At 43.1% G+C, this 20,278-nt stretch carries 14 protein-coding genes; 6 read left to right on the top strand and 8 right to left on the bottom strand.

The window, feature by feature from the left end; all coding sequences use genetic code 11:
• Nucleotides 1–887: 887 nt before the first annotated feature.
• Nucleotides 888–1,856, bottom strand: a complete 969-nt coding sequence (locus CKO50_RS05065) for a hypothetical protein (protein WP_095727276.1) — start codon at nucleotides 1,854–1,856, stop codon at nucleotides 888–890.
• A gap of 232 nt (nucleotides 1,857–2,088) precedes the next feature.
• Here CKO50_RS05065 and CKO50_RS05070 point away from each other — a divergent pair, with 232 nt between their 5' ends.
• Complete coding sequence (locus CKO50_RS05070) at nucleotides 2,089–2,871, top strand: MBL fold metallo-hydrolase (RefSeq protein WP_095727277.1); 783 nt, start codon at nucleotides 2,089–2,091, stop codon at nucleotides 2,869–2,871.
• Here the strand turns inward: CKO50_RS05070 and CKO50_RS05075 are convergent.
• The 3 genes from CKO50_RS05075 to CKO50_RS05085 all read right to left on the bottom strand — a co-directional run bounded on the left by CKO50_RS05075 (nucleotide 2,868) and on the right by CKO50_RS05085 (nucleotide 7,153).
• The gene (locus tag CKO50_RS05075; RefSeq protein WP_010603970.1) at nucleotides 2,868–3,224 is read right to left on the bottom strand and encodes an Hpt domain-containing protein; all 357 of its coding nucleotides are present in this window, start codon (nucleotides 3,222–3,224) and stop codon (nucleotides 2,868–2,870) included. The two genes, CKO50_RS05070 and CKO50_RS05075, sit on opposite strands and share 4 nt — an antisense overlap.
• Nucleotides 3,221–5,959: an ATP-binding protein gene (locus CKO50_RS05080; RefSeq protein WP_095727278.1), complete on the bottom strand. Its 2,739-nt coding sequence runs from the start codon at nucleotides 5,957–5,959 to the stop codon at nucleotides 3,221–3,223. The genes CKO50_RS05075 and CKO50_RS05080 overlap by 4 nt, the downstream gene beginning before the upstream one ends.
• 303 nt (nucleotides 5,960–6,262) lie before the next feature.
• Nucleotides 6,263–7,153 carry a TetR/AcrR family transcriptional regulator gene (locus CKO50_RS05085; protein ID WP_095727279.1) on the bottom strand — a complete coding sequence of 297 codons (891 nt, stop codon included), beginning with the start codon at nucleotides 7,151–7,153 and terminating at the stop codon, nucleotides 6,263–6,265.
• A gap of 125 nt (nucleotides 7,154–7,278) precedes the next feature.
• On the opposite strand from CKO50_RS05085, the gene CKO50_RS05090 reads away from it, so the two are divergent.
• Nucleotides 7,279–9,009, top strand: a complete 1,731-nt coding sequence (locus CKO50_RS05090; RefSeq protein ID WP_095727280.1) for an ABC transporter ATP-binding protein — start codon at nucleotides 7,279–7,281, stop codon at nucleotides 9,007–9,009.
• A gap of 696 nt (nucleotides 9,010–9,705) precedes the next feature.
• Entirely contained in the window at nucleotides 9,706–10,167 is a 462-nt protein-coding gene (locus tag CKO50_RS05100) for a GNAT family N-acetyltransferase (RefSeq protein ID WP_095727282.1), read from the top strand.
• Here CKO50_RS05100 and CKO50_RS05105 read toward each other — a convergent pair.
• The 4 genes from CKO50_RS05105 to CKO50_RS05120 all read right to left on the bottom strand — a co-directional run bounded on the left by CKO50_RS05105 (nucleotide 10,156) and on the right by CKO50_RS05120 (nucleotide 13,987).
• Entirely contained in the window at nucleotides 10,156–10,395 is a 240-nt protein-coding gene (locus tag CKO50_RS05105; protein ID WP_095727283.1) for a Rho-binding antiterminator, read from the bottom strand. The genes CKO50_RS05100 and CKO50_RS05105 overlap by 12 nt on opposite strands.
• A 64-nt stretch (nucleotides 10,396–10,459) precedes the next feature.
• Entirely contained in the window at nucleotides 10,460–12,601 is a 2,142-nt protein-coding gene (locus tag CKO50_RS05110; RefSeq protein ID WP_095727284.1) for a prolyl oligopeptidase family protein, read from the bottom strand.
• A 232-nt stretch (nucleotides 12,602–12,833) separates the two neighbouring features.
• Nucleotides 12,834–13,364, bottom strand: a complete 531-nt coding sequence (locus tag CKO50_RS05115) for a DUF3833 family protein (RefSeq protein WP_095727285.1) — start codon at nucleotides 13,362–13,364, stop codon at nucleotides 12,834–12,836.
• A gap of 95 nt (nucleotides 13,365–13,459) precedes the next feature.
• Entirely contained in the window at nucleotides 13,460–13,987 is a 528-nt protein-coding gene (locus CKO50_RS05120) for a chalcone isomerase family protein (protein ID WP_095727286.1), read from the bottom strand.
• Nucleotides 13,988–14,131: 144 nt separating this feature from the next.
• On the opposite strand from CKO50_RS05120, the gene CKO50_RS05125 reads away from it, so the two are divergent.
• The 3 genes from CKO50_RS05125 to CKO50_RS05135 all read left to right on the top strand — a co-directional run bounded on the left by CKO50_RS05125 (nucleotide 14,132) and on the right by CKO50_RS05135 (nucleotide 20,233).
• On the top strand, nucleotides 14,132–14,614 hold the full coding sequence (locus CKO50_RS05125; RefSeq protein WP_039496196.1) for a GNAT family N-acetyltransferase: 483 nt from the start codon (nucleotides 14,132–14,134) through the stop codon (nucleotides 14,612–14,614).
• A gap of 1,802 nt (nucleotides 14,615–16,416) precedes the next feature.
• A complete protein-coding gene (locus CKO50_RS05130) occupies nucleotides 16,417–17,250 on the top strand; it encodes a WYL domain-containing protein (RefSeq protein ID WP_095727287.1) in 834 nt (277 codons plus the stop codon).
• Between the two features lie 106 nt (nucleotides 17,251–17,356).
• A complete protein-coding gene (locus CKO50_RS05135; protein WP_095727288.1) occupies nucleotides 17,357–20,233 on the top strand; it encodes a CRISPR-associated helicase/endonuclease Cas3 in 2,877 nt (958 codons plus the stop codon).
• The last annotated feature ends 45 nt before the right edge of the window (nucleotides 20,234–20,278 follow it).

Genomic DNA, 20,278 nt, shown 5'->3' on the forward strand with positions numbered 1-20,278 from the left:
AGGTGACGTTCATATTGGCAGTTTGCTTGAGGAGTCAGTGTGATGTTGGGAGTGCCTTTTCTTTTGCATACTTTTTCTTTGGGCATCAAAGAAAAGTATGTCGTAGCCCATGGATGGGCGTCGAAACCAGTCAGGAGGACGGGCTGACTTTACGGTAAATTTCGAGCTACCAGTCGTTAGCAACATAAACCTCCATGTTTAATATCAAAGCGCATCCATGCGCTCCTCGTTCATTCTTTTTAAACGACGAAAAAGAACGAACCAAGAAAACGTCGCCCCAGCATCACACTCAATCCTCAAACCCTACGCCGATATATAATACCAATTGCACTAAGTCTCCAATCAATTTGAAGGGTGAAATACCATATTAGCGTCGTTAAAAATTTCTCATTTAGAACAACTAAATAGCAAAATTTTTGCCTTGCTACTAAAGCTATTTCTCCGCTTCAAATTGCTCATTTACCTAATACAATTGGTATCGCAACCGTCTTGTAAGGTACGTCCCTGTGCCTGACAAGACTTGGCCGACATCCTGTCGGCACATTGCATATCGACTGATGCTTTTCGGTTGTGATGGAGGGGGAATACGTTGCTTGTGAGATCGTCTACGATTTTAGCGATTAAGCTGCTTTAAAGCATTGCAAAAGCTATCATCGCAGAATGCTTCCTAATTCACAGTGCAAATAGTATTGTAGGAGACGGTTCACCCGCCGAGAAGTTAAGTTTGTTGGGGGATGAGAGAGTGCCTTGTCATTAGGCATCAAAGAAGCCCATGGATGGGCGTAGAAACCTGTCAAGAGGACTATCTGACTTTACACATAGTCTCGAGTTAATGTTGAACTTTAGTGTGGAACAATCGTATATTGCTCCACACTAAAGTGATTCAGCTAGTCATCTAGCTTTACGGCCCCAGCTATCCTATCTATTTTCACCGAGCCTGAACCTGATTCGGTAATGGTCAAGGAACCGGCATTTACCACACGAATATTTCCAGCGCCGTCTTCTATTTGAACGTGGCCCTTCACTGCTTCGATATCCGTATTGCCCGAACCATCAACGATAATGACATCGCCTTGGGCGTGACGCACACGAATGTTACCGGATTCATCATCGATTTTAATATTATGTCCGCCTTCAACAACTAGTGAGCCAGAGCCATCGGTGATATCAGCGTTGCCGCTAAAACCGCGAAGGGTTAGATCGCCAGACTCATCTTCTATTTTGATATCCGTGCCGCCAGCCACATTAATATTACCCGAGCCATCCTCCAACTCCAGTGTATCGATCAACCCCTTTATGGTTATGTCACCAGAACCATCGTCGATAACGAGTTGTTGGACGTTAGTGACATGGATATTGCCACTGCCGTCATCAATTTCAGCACCTTGAATATCTTCTAATGTGATATTGCCAGAGCCATCATCTAGTTTGATAAAACCTTTGATATTTTTGATGGCTATATCCCCCGAACTGTCATCAAGTGTTAGTGCGAGCTGACTTGGCATGGTGATGGTTAAGTCAATTCTAGGGCTATTATTGCGATACCATTGCACACCAGAACTTGTATCTGAGTCGGCCACCAATATGGCGGTATCACCTGATTTTTCCAATGTAAGTTGGTAGTTTTCTGCTTCTGTGGTTAACACGGAGGCTTCCACTTGGATCTCTTGTTGATTGTCGTATCCAATGATCTGGATATTACCCGAAGTGGTATTTGCATCAAGTTTGCTGATGTCTTCGGCACTGAGCTGTAGAGATTTATCGAGTGTTTTGGTTGCCGCTGCGCTTGGAGAGATATGTACGACACAGCCAGATAAAAGGCTAAGGGCGGCTAAACTGGTGAAAAGCTTTTTCATTTTTGTTATTTTCCGTAGTGATGATGACATAAGGTTATCATTCAGCAATAGTTATACCATAAATAGTGTCTATATAAATCAATGAGTTAATAAATGTTGATACTCAAGGTTGGTCAAAATAGCGAAATCACATAGTGAGCTGAACCAAAAGATTGCAGATATGACTGTCATATGTCTGTAAATCCGACAATGTAGTCTGGCGCTATTGTTTGTTGATTTTTCTGGCAGTGCAATGAAAGACATAACCAAGACGACCAAGCTACACGCTGTCAGTCCGAAATCATTCGTTGACAGTCACTGTAAACCAGACGCTGTTGTTTTTTTGGGAGTGGGAAGTGCCGCCAGCGCTGCAACTCTCGGGTGCTCTGCCTGTGTATTGACCCATAAAGGCCTACCTTGGTTATTGATAGATTGTGGCTTTGATACGGTGTCGCGTTATAAAAAGCATTTTTCGTCATTACCCGATGCTGTGTTTATCACCCACCTTCATTATGACCATGTTAGTGGATTGGAGCAGCTTTACTTTCAGGCAGCATTGAGTCAGCACCAAATCACGTTATTTGCTCCAGCAGAGCTAATCGTTGGGCTGTGTAATATGCTTGCTTACACCGGACTGAGCGAAGGGAATTGCGGCGTATGGCAGGTTTTTCGTTTATTTCCAATCTCAGAGAGCTTTCTTCATCGTGGGCAACGTATACATAGTTATGCCGTTCGTCATCATGAGCCCAACAGTGCTTTTTCGTTTCACCTCCCTGGTAGCTTGTTTTACAGTGGTGATACCAAAGCTATTCCTGAGCTGCTCCATCACTATGTCAGTAACGGCGAAGTTATTTTTCATGATTGCGGTCTTGCAAACAACCCCAGCCATTGCTCCCTTGATGAGTTGTTGACGAGCTATCGCGAAGACATCATTAAAAATATTTGGGTCTATCATTACCAGCATCAAGAAGATGTTGTGAAGTTCGAACGCGCAGGACTCAAAGCGGTGCTTGCTGAGCAGCCGATTGCGCTTTAATTTTGCGACTGAGAGGTTAAATAGGCTTTTAATTCTCGAACAAACTCGCTGCCGATCTCATGGTGTATCGCTTTTATTTTTTCGGCGCACTCAGTGGTGTTGTTATCAAGTGCTGAATATTCTAACGCCTGTAGATGTTCAGCTAGTACCTCTGCACCCACTGCTTTGGCGGAGGTTTTGAGGTAATGGGCTTCGTCTTTTAAAGCTTGAAAAGCACGGGTTTGGTATGCAGTTTTAATTTTTGCGCAACTAGATTTCGATTGTACTAGAAAGTCGGTGTAAAACTTTTTCGCCGTAGCAAAATCATCACCGATTAAATCGATAAGCACCTGAGGGTTGAGGGTTTTGCTCATTGTGTAAAGTCCATATCTAACCATTTACCTAAGGTGTTTTTAAGCGCTTGTAATCGCACCGGTTTGCTAACATAGTCATTCATGCCGCTATCTAAACAAAGCGCTTTATCCCCTTTCATAGCAGCGCCTGTGACGGCAACAATAGGAATGGCACTGCGCTCTTCTTTGGACTCAAATGCGCGAATTAACTTGGTTAATTCATAGCCATCTATCTCCGGCATATGGCAATCCGTCAACAAAAGCTGATATTGCTGGCTTTTATACATCGCCAAGGCCTCTTTGCCGTTATTGGCGATATCACAGGAAACGCCAAGTCTAGAAAGCTGTTTGACGATGAGTTTTTGGTTAAAGGGGTTGTCCTCGGCAAGGAGTATATGCTGCTTACCACTAGTATCCGATTCATCATCGGTAGGGCTAGATACTTTATCGTCTAGTGAAAGGAGCGCATCTAGTTCACTGAGATCGTTTAATTCACCTAAATCAGTCTCGTCACTTTGCTGACTTACTTTCAGTTTGCTCAATAATTGGCCGATAGCGTATTGAGTCTGCGGTGCAATTGGTTTTGGTGTGGTTAACGCTGTACTGTTCAAGTTAGCAAACGCCTTTTCATCAACAAATACTAACTCTGGAATAGGTGAGCGTATTTGCTCTGCAGAGGGGGCGGCTTGCGTTGTGACAACACGAACAAGTGCAGTATCGTCAGTCTCTTTGATTTCACTGGGTGACTCGATGACTTTGATCTCATCGCAAAAATGCGTGCAGGCATTGTACAACTGAGTCAGCGCCAACGAACTCTGCCAAGGCGCATCACTTAACCAATAAAGCGTAGTAAATATAATATTGGGTTGCTGCTGTGTTCTTGGACGCCAAATAGGAATGGTAATGGTGAAAGTTGAGCCTTCAGCGGATTTGCTTTTTAAGGCGACCTTGCCGCCCATTAAGTCAATAAGCTTGCCACATATTGCAAGCCCTAATCCGGTGCCGCCGTACTTTCTCGTGATAGAGCGTTCGGCTTGTGTAAAGGGGGTAAACAGCTTCTTTTGGACTTCCGGTGCAATGCCAATACCATTGTCTTCTATCTTAAATATCAAGTGAGATAAGGCTACGCCCTCGCACGCCCAGTGCACATTGATGGTGACTTTCGCGCCGCCTTCTCTATCTGCAACGCTAAATTTGATGGCATTGCTGACAACGTTAAAGATAATTTGCCGCACTCTATTTTCATCGCCAATCACTTCTAGCGGTAGCTTTATGTCCTCATGCACCGTTAATTTTACTGATTTGTCTCGCGCGTGGGCTTCGAAGGTTTTGATAATGTTATTGAGCATTTTAGAAGGGGAGAATGGGTAGCTTTCAAGCTCCATTTTCCCTTGCTCAACTTTGGCTAAGTCTAAAATGTCATTCAATATTGAGACTAAATTATTGGCTGAAATAGACGCGGTTTCTAAAAGTTCTTGGTTGTCTTCATCTAGATCTGATAGCGCCATGAGATCTAAGGATGCGATAATGCCATTCATTGGGGTTCTGAGTTCATGGCTCATCATGGACAAAAAGTCTGATTTAGTGCGATTGGCCTGCTCAGCTTTAATAATCGCGGCTTCAAGGTCGGCAGTGCGCTCTGCGACGCGCTGTTCCAACTCTTGATTAATGTGTTGGAGCTTTTTCTGGGCAATATATACATCGGTTTGATCGATAACAACACCATCAATACGTGACGGTCGGCCTTGTTCATCGAGCCCCACAACACCTTTAGCATAAACCACAACAATGTCCTTGCCGTTGAGCAGGCCGCGATAACGCTGCTCAAAGGTTTGGCCTGAGTTCAGTGACGCTTCTAGTGCTTGCGTAACACGTACTTTATCGTCGGGGTGAAGGCTTGCTTCCCAAAGATGTAAATTACCAATATCGTCTTCCGAAAGCTTAAAAATTTCATTTGCTTGATGATCCCAATTCCAGATCCATTGATTCGCTACTTGTATTGCTCGCCAAGTACCTATTTTCCCCGCTTGCATGGCAAGCTCTTTGCTTTCTTCTGCATCATGTAATGCGACTAGCATGTCTTTTTCGTGAGTACAGTCAGCTAAAATCCCATAAACACTGTGTGTGCGAATACAATACTTAACTTGCTCTCCCTTGAACTCAAACCAGTGAATTGTTCCTCTAACCTCAAGTCGGAACTCAAAATGCAGCATAAGTCCTTGCTCAATATGGTGAGCGAGTAGCTCGGCAAATAGCGGCTGATCTTCATGGTAAATCATGCTTTTTAAGGTATCCCAGTCAAGTTCTGCTGACGCTGGGAGGCCTATCAGTGATTTGAATTTAGGAGAAAAATACGCAGTCTTATTAAGGAGGTCGTAGCACCAAACTCCTAGGTTTGCGCTATTGACTGCGTGGCGTAAAATTCGAGTTTGTTCGTCTTCCAAAGGGTTTTGACAATAATACGTTGAGAGCTCGGCGATATGTACAAATATTTCGTTGCTGCGAACATCATAAAATGACAGCAAAAATTGTACATTTGGCGACGTGCGCAACGACACTTGCACCAATGAGCCCTCAGCAATCGTCTTTTGTTGCTCTTCTACGCATAAGGGAAAGGTGAATAAGTCTTCAAGGTGTTTATTGATGAGGTTGTCGATAGGTACGAGCAGTTTTTCCGCAATGGCGGTTGTATGACTGACATACCATTCAGATGTAACAATCAAAATTGGCATACTGTCTTTAAGCGCTGTTAGCATCGTATTCCCCATAATATCCTCATAAAACAATATAGCAGTTCATGATTAACTTGCTGGATTTATGGCCAATTTAGTGAGGTTTAGGAAGATGGGTAAAGGTTGTAAATTGTAGATACTGAGGTTATTGAGTTTTGCCTAATGCGTGATGGTGAGGAATATAAATCAAAGTAGAAAGCCATCGCAACCTATGAAGTCGTCGATGGATTGATTAAGAGAGTCTTATTCTTAAAAGAAAAATAGTCAGCAGTGTAAAGCAATATTTTGCTTTCCTCTAACCATACGAGTATAACATTACTCGGTGGTTTACACTGCCTCTACATTGAGTCTTTCTGCGAGTAGCTGGCGCTCAGTATTTAGTCCTCTGTAGTCTCTAAGTCCTGCGATAAGTGCCCTGATTAATACGGTATCGGGGTTTTTACTTTGTAGTTGAGCTTCCAATAGAGCGATTGTGTGGTCTACGATCTCACGCTTTTGTGGTGTGAGTTTTAGCTTCTGAGACTTTTCTTGGAGCTGTATAAAAGCTTGTTGGACTTTTTGTTCGTGGAGTTGTCGTTTTTTGGCTTCGATCTCTTTTTGGGACGGAAAATCCTGATCGGTTAACACCGGCAACAGTGCTTGATTTGGTAGCGCTGTACAAACTGAGTCCATACATAACACTACCCAATTAACCAGCTTTTCAGTATCGAAATTAATACCTTCAATCACAGGAAGCGAAAGATAATTAGCAATAATACCATCAAGGGTCATCGCAAGATCGGTTTTCCATGGACGAACTTGCTCGCCATAGTTTTCAAGTAAAAAGCCTTCTTGTAGCGTAAGCCACGTTAAGCGAAATTCTTGATAGAACATGATCAAGTTATTTGAAAAGCTCAGTGACTCCTCCTGCAGTAAAAGCTGAAACATCGCTTGGTACTGCTGTAAATCTTCGTGCTGGAAGCGGATTTGTTGTTTTAGCTTGGCAATTGGAGTCAATTTATCACTTTCTAATATTGCTCTTATTTTATCTAGCAGCTCCGCTGTTTGACGCTCAAAAACGGCTAACAGTAGTTCGTCTTTTGACTTAAAGTGTAAGTAGATAGCACCTTTCGAAATGCCCACCTTATTGGCAATGGTTTGCATGCTAAAGGCACTATCGCCCTCAGCTAAAAGTAACTGCTCCGCGCATGCCAGTATTAATTTCCGCTTATCAGACATAGCTCCTCCTGTTCACATTGCAGTATACAGTCAATTTAAAATTGACCAATAGGTCAGTTTTAAATTGACTAAATTTAAAATGTGGTCAATTATTATGTTATCTATTCAACGGGGACATAATAATTATGAACAATACATCATCTTTAATACAACTAGTCAGGCGCACGCGGCCAAGCCGCCTATTACTATCAACTCTGGTTTTATTTACACTGTTCTCTAGTGTTTTAGGTTTGTTGGTGCCTTTGCAAACGAAAAAATTGCTGGAAGAACTCGGAGAAAATGGTCATTTTTCAAATGAACAGGTAGTCATATTAATTATGGTATTAGTATTTTCCGCTGTGCTAGCAGGATTGATGACTTATATCATGGGTAAAATTGGCAATGAGCAAAAGCTTAAATTACGCGGAGACCTTTTTCAGCACCTCATTCGTTTGCCTGTTTCCTTCTTTGATAATACTAGGGCTGGGGAGCCCGCCAATCGCATCGTAAAAGACACTGAAATTATTGAAAATCTCGTGAGCGAGCAGTCTGTGTCTTTTATATCTGGTGTAGTTTCATTATTTGGCTCTTTTATTATTCTATGGTTTTTAGACTGGCAAATGACACTTGTAATGCTTGGTGCAGTGACGGCTAGTTTTCTGATCATCTTACCGTTTTCCGTGAGGCTGACGGAGCTGTCTAAGTCATTACAAGATACTGAAGCCTCTATGCTTGGAAGGTTAACCGAGCTGTTTGCCAATATTCGCTTACTAAGAGCGCAAGGTGCTGAGAAAATAGAAGCTAAAAAGAATAATAATGAATTGAAGTCACTCTATAAAACCGCAATGTCAGAACATACGCTTTTAGCTACCATGGGCGCATTGGTGAATTTAGTGATCATGGCTTCGATAGTGTTAGTTCTAGGGTTTGGCGCATCAAGGGTTGCGAACGGTGCGATGACGCTAGGCGCTTTTGTTGCGTTTATTATGTTTTTACTGAACATTGTGTTGCCGATGGGGCAGTTAAGCATGGTGGTAGCCGCTTTTAATAAAGCAAAAGGAGCGGCCGTTCGTATTAATGAGATCTTAGCAACGACACCAGAAAATGAAAGTGGTCATACAATTAGCCTGACTGATAAGTCAATTTATGTTCGCAATTTATCTTTTAGTTATGCTGATGATAAACCGGTATTTAAAAGCTTGAACTGTGAATTCTTAAGTGGAAAAACGACCGCTATAGTTGGGCCATCAGGAGTTGGTAAGTCTACACTCTTTGCTTTGTTGCAGGGCTTTTATCAGGCGAGGCGTGGTTACATTGAAATTGCTGGGCTTAATGTTGAAGAGCTAGACCGAGCCAATTTAAGAGCGCAAATTGGCTACGTTGCGCAAGAGAGCCCGCTGTTGTGCGGCACCTTATATGAAAACTTGGTCTACGGTGCTTATGAGGCAATAGATGATGAACAATTACAGCATGCCATTGCCACGGCCGATTTAGCAGAGTTTATAGCGACACTACCTGATGGGTTGAATACTCAAATTGGTGAGCGTGGCATTACTTTGTCTGGCGGACAAAGGCAACGAGTTGCATTAGCGCGAGCACTATTAAAAGACCCTGCATTGCTGCTGTTGGATGAAGCAACGGCAAGCCTTGATTCACAAAGTGAAGCAGCTATTCAAATTGCCCTGAAAAATGCAAAAAAAGGTCGTACTACAATTATCGCCGCGCATCGACTCAGTACGGTTATGGATGCTGATAATATTATCGTCATTAACAAAGGTGAGATTGAGTCACAGGGAGATCATCAGTATTTGATGCAACACTCTTCGCTTTACCAAAGCTTAGTGAATAAACAGTTCAACCTTCAAGCTGCAAGCTAATAACTTTGGTTGAGGCCTGTCAGTTGGATTGGTGGAAAGTGGATGAACAGTAATGTCATTGGTAAACGATTGAATTAATACTTTTTGATGTTTTTTTGAAGTGATATAGCACTAAAAGTTTAGGTGTGATAAAAAGTAATTATATTTAACTAAGTGCTATTTTAGTTATTGGTTAAAAAGGATTGGTTTTTAGGGAAGGCAAATTAATTTTCGTAGGTTTGTTTATGCCCCATAGAGCATCACACACAAGTTCGCATACCTCTATCCCGTTGATTGTAGCGCTAACAAGCCTGTTGTTATTACTGACTTTACTGAGCTTTCCAAGCAAGAGCAAACAGCCTGTAGCAACCAAAGTAGCAGTACATAAGAGCGGCGCGATAAAGCATGATGTTCGCCCCACAAAATAAGAATGAAAAATTCTTAGCTGCTTGTGGCTAGCTTGAAGTATCTAACCCACACCAATACCTTACACTTTATAACAGTTCAGGTTTACTCATTTTTATTTATTTAAAACAGATAGTTATTTTATTTAACTAACACCACCATAAAGTTTCCGTAGGCATTCAGCCTATCATCTTGCCTCTATAATTTGCTTATTATTTCTAACTCGGTATAGTTTGTCGTCGGCCAGAATAGTAATAATATTGCTCAGTCTATGAGCTCGGGACAAATTGGCCTTACTTCTCAGAGGCAGGTATGCAATTAATTCAGTTAAAGTCAGATGACCCACAAGTAGTTACGGTGTTTTCTGAAATCGATAAGCTTATGAACAGTTTATATCCAATCGCAAGTGCGCAGTCTTTATCAATAGAAGAAATTAACCAACCTAACGTGTATGCCGTTGGCTTACAAAATGAAGAAGGTATTGTAGCGTGCGGTGCGATTGTAAAGCAGTTTGATAAAACCTTATACGGTGAAATTAAACGTCTATACGTGAAACCTAGCTATCGAGGTAAAGGACTTTCTAAACGTATTATGCAAATATTGCTTCATTATGCGGGTGAAGCGCAGATCCCACTTATTCGGCTGGAAACTGGCTCTAAGCAAGCCAGTGCGATCAGTCTTTATGAGAGCTTGGGGTTTGAGCTATGTGAGCGTTTTGGTATGTACCGCGACAACCCGTTAAGTGTTTTTATGGCGTTATCATTAAAATCTTAATGTAGTAAAATAGGGATTGTTGGTATCGGCAGAGATACTGTCAATCTCTGTAAGCACCACCGTGACAGTTTGATTTTCTCGCTCTAAAACTAAACACTCCTGTTTGTCGACTATGGCCGTGTTTTCGCAGCTGCCACGCACAACGTCACCACCTTTCATCTCAATAGTAACCACTAGGCGTTTTAGGCACGCCAGTTCGATATAATCATACTGTTGGCAACTGATCATAGATACGTCCTTATTGAATAAAGCCACCTGCTTGTACAGATGGCTTTTGAAGCTTGGCTTATGCCTAAAGAGATTTAACTCCCATATTATAAAGCATAAAGCCATAAATATCGGCATACTGTTCAATCGTCTTACTTATTGGTGTGCCTGCACCGTGTCCAGCATTGGTTTCGATACGAATAAGCATTGGATTAGCACCGGTGTGTTTGCTTTGTAGTTCAGCTGCAAACTTATAAGAGTGTGCAGGTACTACGCGGTCATCGTGGTCACCTGTTGTGATCATGGTTGCTGGATAATTTACGCCAGCTTTTACGTTATGCACTGGTGAATAACCTTTCAGATATTCAAACATCTCTTTGTTGTCTTCCGCTGTACCATAATCGTAAGCCCAGCCAGCTCCTGCAGTAAACGTGTGGTAACGCAGCATATCAAGTACCCCTACCGCTGGCACTGCTACTTTGAATAAATCTGGGCGTTGCAACATCGTTGCACCTACTAACAAGCCACCGTTCGAACCACCGTTAATTGCAAGCTTTTCACTGGAAGTATAGTTTTCAGATACTAAATATTCGCCTGCAGCAATAAAGTCATCAAAGACGTTTTGTTTCTGCATTTGAGTACCTGCTTTGTGCCATTTTTTACCATACTCACCGCCGCCACGTAAGTTTGCTACAGCATAAACACCACCCAGTTCTAACCATGCTGCTCGTGTTGCCCTAAAGGAAGGCTTAAGACTGACGTTAAAGCCACCATAACCGTACAACAGAGTCGGGTTGTTACCATCTAACTTCAACCCTTTTTTATGGGTGATGATCATCGGGACGCGAGTACCGTCTTTTGAGGTGTAAAAAACTTGCTTAGACACGTAAGCATTTGAATCAAAATCTACTTTATCTGAGCTATATAATTCGCTGACGCCGGATTTTGCATTAAAAGTAAAGATAGATCTCGGGGTTTTGTAATTAGTAAATGAGTAATAGAGCACTTCATCTTCTTCTTCACCACTAAATCCACTCGCCGTACCTACACCTGGAAGCGCAATATCGCGGATCAGCTTACCTGTGAAGTCATATTGTTTTACCAATGAAATTGCATCTTTGATGTAAGTTGCAAATAGGTAGCCAGAGCCAGTTGATACCGAAAGCACATTGTCGGTTTCTGGGATCACATCTTGCCAGTTTTCTGGTTGTGGCTGCTTCGCATTGACTTTAACGATACGACGGTTGGGCGCATCTAAGTTCGTGCTTAGGAACAATGTGTCGCCTTCACTGTGGATCACGCTGGTATCAGAGTTGGTATGATCTAAAATCGTTACCCAGTTACTATTTGGTTTGCTTAAGTCACGAATAAATAACTTGTTACCTGATGTTGATACCGCAGCAGAGATCACCAAGTATTTTTTATCATCTGTTACGCCACCATAAACATAACGGTGCTTTTGCGCATCAGTGGCACCAAAAATGACCTTGTCTTGAACTTGAGGTGTGCCAATCTTGTGGTAATACACCTTATGTTGGTCAGTTTTTGCAGAAAGTTCACTGCCCTTAGGTTTGTCATAGCTTGAGTAGTAAAAACCTTCATTACCAAACCAAGAGATACCACTAAACTTCACATCGACTAGCGTTTCACCAACCTGCTTTTTCGTTTCGGCGTTTAGCACAATCACTTTACGCCAGTCACTTCCACCTTCGGAAATTTGATAAGCCACTAATGAAGCGTCTTTACTAAAACTTAACCCTGCAAGCGATGTTGTGCCATCGTCGCTCATGGTGTTTGGATCTAAAAATACCTCAGCCTCACCACCTTCTCTTTGGCGGTACAAAACACTTTGGTTTTGCAGCCCATCATTTTTGTAGAAATAGGTATAGTTTCCGTGTTTAAAAGGTTGAGAAACACGCTCGTAATCAAGTAGTTCGGTGAGGCGCTTTTCGATGTCTTTACGATATGGAATTTGCGATAAATATGCCTGTGTTGCCTCGTTTTGTGCTTTTACCCACGCTGCGGTTTCTGCACTTTTATCGTCTTCTAACCAGCGGTATGGATCCGCTACTTGCGTGCCAAAGTAGTTGTCTACAACGGTGCCTGTTTTAGTGATTGGATATTTCACAGATTGTGTCAATGCTGCATTATTAGATTGTTCATTTTCGGTATTAACACATCCGACAAGCGCAAGCGCTACGGCTCCAGCTAGTATCTTCTTTATCATTGTGGGGATTCCTATTGGTTCTTATTCGCTACTATCTCGCCGCAGTTTCTTGCGTCTTACTCAGTAATAAAACTTTTCGATACGGCATTTTTTGTTAGGTATTTACCAGTGTTGGATACTGATAACACTACTGAAATAGCGTTGGATTGTAGTGAAGCTGGTGTATTTGTCTACAAATTGTAGACAAATACACGAGTAAGAAGGTTAAATTGAAGTTGATTTGGCGTAGTTATTATTGCCTTTGCATAAATATTGTGACTTCAGCCATTACAATACCGAACTTTTCGATGTATGAGCGGTTGATGAGAGTGGTTTGGTCAAAAGACCACATCCAATCATCAAAGTGTACTTCATAACTGGTGTCGTCAACGGGTAAGTCCATTCTATACTGCCAATTCATGGCATTGCCGAAGGTTTCGCCTGACGCTGAGTTGAGGATATCGTCGGCGCGGCCGGTATATTGATTTCCAGATGCTTTTGTAATGCTCCAAACTCGTGTTTTCACGCCATCACCGAGCAGATAGTTGAAGGACTCATCTAAAACAAGCTCTGACAGGTTATTGATTGAGCCTTTGATGTTGACAGTAAACTGTTGAACTAAGTTACCATCTCTGTCTTGGACTATCCCCCACGCTTTTACATCACCAACAAAAAACTCGTAGGGGTCAAATTGCGGTTTAAGTGTAGCGTACTTTTTACCGTCAATCCCGGAGCTGCAAGCCGACAATAAAAGTAAGATGAGTACTGCAAGAGTGATGTGCATTGTTTTCTCCTTAGGCTTGGGGCCTCTTTGAATGTTATTGCTTTTGATATGAGAGCCAAGTAGCGAAGATTAAATTAACGGAAAAAAACCATATGCTATTTCCGCTTTAGACCTAGAAGCTCGGCTCGCATGGTTGGTTCGGATGTTTTTTCACCGAGCCAAATGTTGAAAAAACGGGTCGTAAATTCCGAATCTTTCACTTCGCCAATAAGCTTTTTATCTTGGTAAAACTGTGTAATTCCTTCGGGTGTTCTTACGCCAAAGAGCATTGTGCCTTTAGAGACATTGGGAAAAATTTTTTCCATTTCTGCCAGCCATCGCTCACCTTGACTTGAGTTAGTAAACCCTTGTTTCTCTATCTCTTTCAGTGATCGTTTTGCTATCTCTTTGCCGTCTAGCTCGCGTAAATAATGTAGTGCCAATACAAAAGGCTGGTCTTGAGAATACGCTCCTTGGGGGGCATAAAGGCTGGCATCATAAACATCCCAAAACAAATAGGTCATTCGACTTGTTTTGCCGACCTGTTGAGGGGTTTCTATAAATTGATTTACAACATCACTGGTACTTGCGAAACCCAGAGTGCTGAAAAACAACACCAAAAAGGCAAAGATGGTCCTTTGCATATTAACCTCGTCCTATAATAAAAATCAGTTGGCTTGTTATACGGACGAGCTGGAGTGTTTGTTCACTTTACTGCTGTCTGAAAGGTGCTGTCATCCCCCTTTACAATTTGTTAAGCTGACTAAAACCTACATACAGGAGTCATTATGAGCCTTTCAATTCGCCCAGCAGAAGTAGCAGATGCCGCGACGATACTGCACTTTATCAACGAACTTGCAATTTATGAGAAAGAGCCAGATGCCGTGCTCAATACCGTGGAAGAAATAGAACAGAAACTGTTTGGTAAAGAAGCTAGAGCACACAGCGTTATTTGTGAACTAGATGGCGAAGCAATCGGGTTTGCAGTGTATTTCTTTAATTATTCTACTTGGCTTGGCAAGCACGGTCTTTATCTTGAAGACTTATATGTATCACAAGATAAGCGCGGTGTTGGTGCAGGTAAAGGGATCATGAAATACCTCGCAAGACTTGCATTACAAAAGGATTGCGGTCGCTTTGAGTGGGTGGTACTTGACTGGAACAAACCATCAATCGACTTTTATGAAAGCATCGGTGCTAAAGCACAAAACGAGTGGATTATTTATCGCCTATCAGGGCAAGAGCTCATCGATTTTGCTGAGCAAGTATAGTGAAGTTTATTGGCCTGTTGGCTATACATTATTTGAAGAGAAACCCCGATCTTTAACAATTGAGCCGAGTAAACATACGTAGAATTTGTACCCAATATTTTTGGTGAATATTGTAAGTGTGATTTTTATTAATAGAAACAATAATGTATTTTTAGAGTGTTCCCCGCAGACGCGGGGCTAAACCGTAACTATAACATTTATCAAATTAGACCATTTTGTGTTCCCCGCAGACGCGGGGCTAAACCGTCGTTCGCCTGATTCTGCATGTTCGTTTGCTCCGTGTTCCCCGCAGACGCGGGGCTAAACCGGGTCGTTATCACGATTTTATAACGTGCGATGCGTGTTCCCCGCAGACGCGGGGCTAAACCGTTCTAGTGTCAACCGAAACAGCCTGGCTTTGGGTGTTCCCCGCAGACGCGGGGCTAAACCGGCTATTTACCTTGGCACTAGCTCACACACTTGCGTGTTCCCCGCAGACGCGGGGCTAAACCGTCTTCTACAAACATGGGCTTTGCCTCATTGTTGTGTTCCCCGCAGACGCGGGGCTAAACCGTGACTCATGCCAGTTCTAACCAATGATTCAGCGTGTTCCCCGCAGACGCGGGGCTAAACCGACGAATGCGCGATTAAAGACGTTGAGGGTGGTGTGTTCCCCGCAGACGCGGGGCTAAACCGCATAGGGATAGCGCTATCAAGGGCTACCGTAAGTGTTCCCCGCAGACGCGGGGCTAAACCGAAATGCGATGATGTTTGACCAATCGAAACAGAGTGTTCCCCCGCAGACGCGGGGCTAAACCGGCTGACATCAACAAACTGATAGTTGAAATGACGTGTTCCCCGCAGACGCGGGGCTAAACCGTCATCATCTCTCGCTATTTCTGACTCTATTTCGTGTTCCCCGCAGACGCGGGGCTAAACCGACTTGGTGCTGCTTACTGAGCGTGAACACAGCGTGTTCCCCGCAGACGCGGGGCTAAACCGTACTACCAGCAGTATCCAAGGCCGGGATGAAAGTGTTCCCCGCAGACGCGGGGCTAAACCGGGATTTGTATATTTCAAGGGTTGGCAAGGTTGGTGTTCCCCGTACGGACGGGGCTAAACCGATACGGGAGCACCAATATAACGGATAAAACTAGTGTTCCCCGTACGGACGGGGCTAAACCGCCCATGCGTTTAATATCTGCATCACTTAGACTCGTGTTCCCCGTACGCACGGGGCTAAACCGTTTTAGCATAGCTACAGCAACAAGAAATAAACCGTGTTCCCCATACGCACGGGGCTAAACCGACTCTTTTTTACGAGATGCACGAGTCTTGGTCGTGTTCCCCGTATGCACGGGGCTAAACCTGAGTTTTTCAGGTCTGAATCATGTGTTGTATTCGTCCGTGAAGCAGCATCCTTCACGTATCCATGCGCTCACCTTAGCAGGCTGCGAAACGGTGATGACTCCAGACTTCCTGTCTTTCGCCCTTCGGGTCAGCTGAGCTGTTCAAAAATATTCCAGATATTTTTGTCGGTCCTACTTCGCCCCCGCACACACGGGGCTAGCTAATAGGACATTTCGGTAGGGAGAAGGTGGTGGATAGCTTGGCTGGAAGTGGTGGCAGGGTGAGACTCGAACTCACATCATATATAAACTGCATATAACCGTTACCCATTGGAAACACTGCCGCCAAAGTTGATTATTAATCTACCATCAAAAAAATGCTAGCGTGATCTCACTGTCAGTTTGTCTCAGGTCAATGACTTACTTTATTTGTTCTGATACATTTATTTTACGAAAATTTTACCAGAGTGTTTTATGCAGGCTAAGGAAGAGCTGTATTTTAGATATATTGAAGCGGTATTGTTTTGGCAGGGAGAAATCCAGACTGGTACTTTCCAGAGCAAATTTAAGCTTTCAAGGCCCAGCGCACGGCGTTATGTCACCGACTTTATTGAGCGTTATCAGATTGCCGCAAGCTACAATGAGTCTGAGAAAGCCTATGTGCTGGCAAGCCCCTTTACACCTAACTATATCTCTCAGGATTTTACTGAGTATACTAGTCTCACTGGGGAACAGTACGTCCACAACTTGAGTTCCTCCACCATCACAACGCTGGCACTACCACACAGAAAGCTCAATCCAACCATTTTGCGGCCCATACTGAATGCCTGTCGGCGACAAAGCGTGCTGGATATTCGCTATCAGTCTATAAAAGAAGGCGGTGAAACCGAGCGCGTGATCCGCCCTCACACGCTGATTAACTCTGGACTGCGCTATCATTTGAGAGCCTACTGTGAAAAAGCCAAAGGCTTTAGAGACTTTTCATTATCGCGTATCGTCTCTGCCTCCCCAGAATTTATCAGCAAAGCGCAAAAGTACAAAAAAGACGACGAAGCCTGGCAGCAGGAAGTCACCTTAACCATAATCCCCGACCCAAGACTCAGCGAGTACGCCCAGCAAGTTATCGCTCACGACTTTGATATGCACAATTACCAAAAGCAAATTAAAACCAACGCTGCACTGATCAACTACCTGATCAGCATTTTGAGGCTGGATGTTCAGCATCCACACCCGGAAGCACAGCAAATTGTGATGGAACCGGCTTGCTATCGGGAGCTGAGGGCTAGGGGTTTGCTATGGAACATTTGAGTAAACGCACCCGACCGGGTAATTTTTTTACTGGTTGCAATCGCAGGATTGTTGGCATTTTATTCGCGTCGTAAGCTGAGTGTATTGAAAGCAAGGAAGTAACAGTGTGAGTGATTTTAACAGCGACATTTTTCAGTTTTGGGGTAAGGCCGACGAGCATAAGACTCTACCCGCAGTGTGCCATATGCTGGATGTCGCCTTTGTGGCCCGGGCGATTATTCTCAAGCTGGCAGCTCAGGAGCGGGCTATTTTACTGAAGCCGTTTTTAGCTATTGAAGGCGTTGATAAGGATACCGCGATTGCTATGGTGGTGCTGCTTATTGCCCTGCATGATATTGGCAAGATCACACCGGGTTTTCAGTATAAGTTGCAGGATCGGGTAAAGGGTTTATTCGACATTAACACATTCAAGGTGTGTGAAGACGCGGAGACCAAACATGGCAATTCAGGATTTGTTATTTTACATGACTACTTTTGTGGACAGTATGGTGTAGATAAGAGTGTTGCGAGAGTAATATTTTCTGCGGTTGCCAGTCACCATGGTGTATTTGTAGCGAATAAAAAACAATGTGGTTTGTGCGGCAGTGAGCAATGGAGTGAAGTGCAGATCAATGCGATAGAATGGTTAGCCGATTATTTTTCCATTGACCTTTATCTATTTAACCAGCTTGCAGCTCAAACCTTAACGCCAGCCTGGTACTCATATATGGCTGGACTTTGTTCGGTTGCTGATTGGATTGGTTCAGATGAATCACAGTTTAGGTATTGTACAGCCAGTGACTACAATGCTGTGCAAAGAATGGATACTGCAAATGCGCTTGTGAGCTTATTAAATATCAAGCATGTCACAGCTTCAAATAACAAGGCAGATTTCGTAGATGTTTTTGGTTTTAAGCCTAATGCTTTGCAATTAAAGGTATTAGAGCTTATCAAGCTCAACGAACTGCCTTGGCTCTCGATTATTGAAAGCGGTATGGGGAGTGGTAAAACTGAAGCGGCGCAGGTTTTAGCCGATCATTTCATTCGCCATCTAGGCCACTCGGGTTTGTATGTGGCCATGCCATCACAAGCGACAGCAAATCAGTTATTCAAACGGACTTTAAGGTTATTCAAAAAAGATGTGCTTGGGTATCAGAACATAGAAACCCACTTAAAACACAGCAACGCAGATTTTGAGCCGCAATATGAAGCATTAAAATTAAAAAGCATCGACTATCAGCACCAACAAAACACCATTCCCTCAGTGGTAGCAAATCAATGGTTCACATCAAAAAAACATGGCTTATTGGCCGGTGCATGTGTGGGGACTATTGACCAGTTGCTAATGGCTGCAATGCGCTATAAGCATAATTTTGTCAGATTATTTGGGCTCTCAAATAAAGTTCTGATACTGGACGAGGTGCATTCCTTACAGAGTTTTCAGCTAGATTTGCTTAAAAATACATTGCATTGGATGGCCAAGCTTAATGTCAGAGTCATCATTCTTTCTGCAACTTTGCCCCGCACTATGTTGGTTGACCTAGTTCAGGCGTATGGGCAAGCATTTGAAACAGAGATTGAAGTAGAAGATAAACCCTACCCAAGGATCACCACATACAGCTCAGGTGCTCTGGCGAAGTCTCAGACAATTATTGAAACTGAGTGTGATAGTAAAAAAGAAGACTTAACCAGCCCTCCCGGAACCTACAAGATAAAGCTGCACTCAACGTCTCCAAAGTTGTGTATCAGTAATATGGCAAATGATGTTCTAACAACAGCCAATAAAGCAGGTTGTGGTGTGTTTGTTTGTATTTTGAATACTGTTGATAAAGTTCAGGAAATGTCCCGGCTCATTGCAAGACATTGCAGCGAAAGTGATGGTCGAGTTGAGTATCTAACTTTTCATGCAAAGTATCCATTAGCCACACGTTTGTCCATTGAGGAGATGATTGAATATCAGGTTGGCAAACATCCTGCGGACCATCGTAGCATCAACCCTAACCGACCAGTGAAGGATAAATGTTTGATCCTAATAGGGAGTCAGGTTTTGGAACAAAGTCTGGATTATGATGCATGCGAGATGTTTACCCAAATTGCACCAATTGATCTGCTCTTGCAAAGAGTTGGCCGTGTGTGGCGTCATCAAATTAATAATACTGCTCGCTCTAAGTTTATCAAAACACCCACGTTAAATATCTACCTACCATCAATGGATAAAATTCCCGAGGACTATGGAGAATGGTTTGGTCACGGTGAAGTATTTATCTACCCCTCACACCTATTGGCTGTAACAACTCGCTTGCTTTGGGAGAAGAATGAGGAAGTTGGTGGGGGCGGCTTTGCCATTAATATTAATAGCGATATGGATTCATGGATCAATAAAGTGTATGCCGATGTCGACCAACAAATAACCTGGCTCGAGCAGGAATACGACAAAGCATTTGAATTCAGATTGGATAAGCGGACGCAATATACTTTGGCTAAAGAGATGATGTTTGATGCGGATAAGTCGAGCGTCAGGGCTCTATTAAAGTACACGAATAGTGAAATTGAAAACGATGACATTGTCCTCAGTACACGTTTAACCAGTGTCAGCGTTCAATTGATTTTTCTTGTTGATAACGGAGAAGGTGTGCTTGTTCCGGTCACAGAGTTTTCGCCCTATACACAAAATGTGCAAGCGTTTAACCAAGGGGCAAAGGAATATGCAGAATCAGAAGCGATTGATTGGCGAGCTGGAGAAAGGCTTAAAAAAGCTGATATTGCTCGTTTAAAACAGGCACAAATCTCACTGAGCCACGCCAAGTGGGTGACGCACTTTAGTGAGCAAGAAGAGTGCTGGCCGTTTGGTTTTGTCGCTAAAGAAATCTGGCGACGTTCGCCAACACTGTTTAACTGTATTCCAGTTGTGTTGGGTCAAGACTTATCTTACTCCAATAGTGAATTGGGAGTGCTCAGGTTAAATCCTCAATTGGGGCTTATAGTGGATAGAAAAAAAGTTTAAAAGTGGAGTTTCCGGTTTTGTTAAAAGTGGCAGTAACACTGTGGA

It is taken from the genome of Pseudoalteromonas sp. HM-SA03, assembly GCF_002289345.1.
In the GTDB taxonomy this organism is placed as follows: domain Bacteria; phylum Pseudomonadota; class Gammaproteobacteria; order Enterobacterales; family Alteromonadaceae; genus Pseudoalteromonas.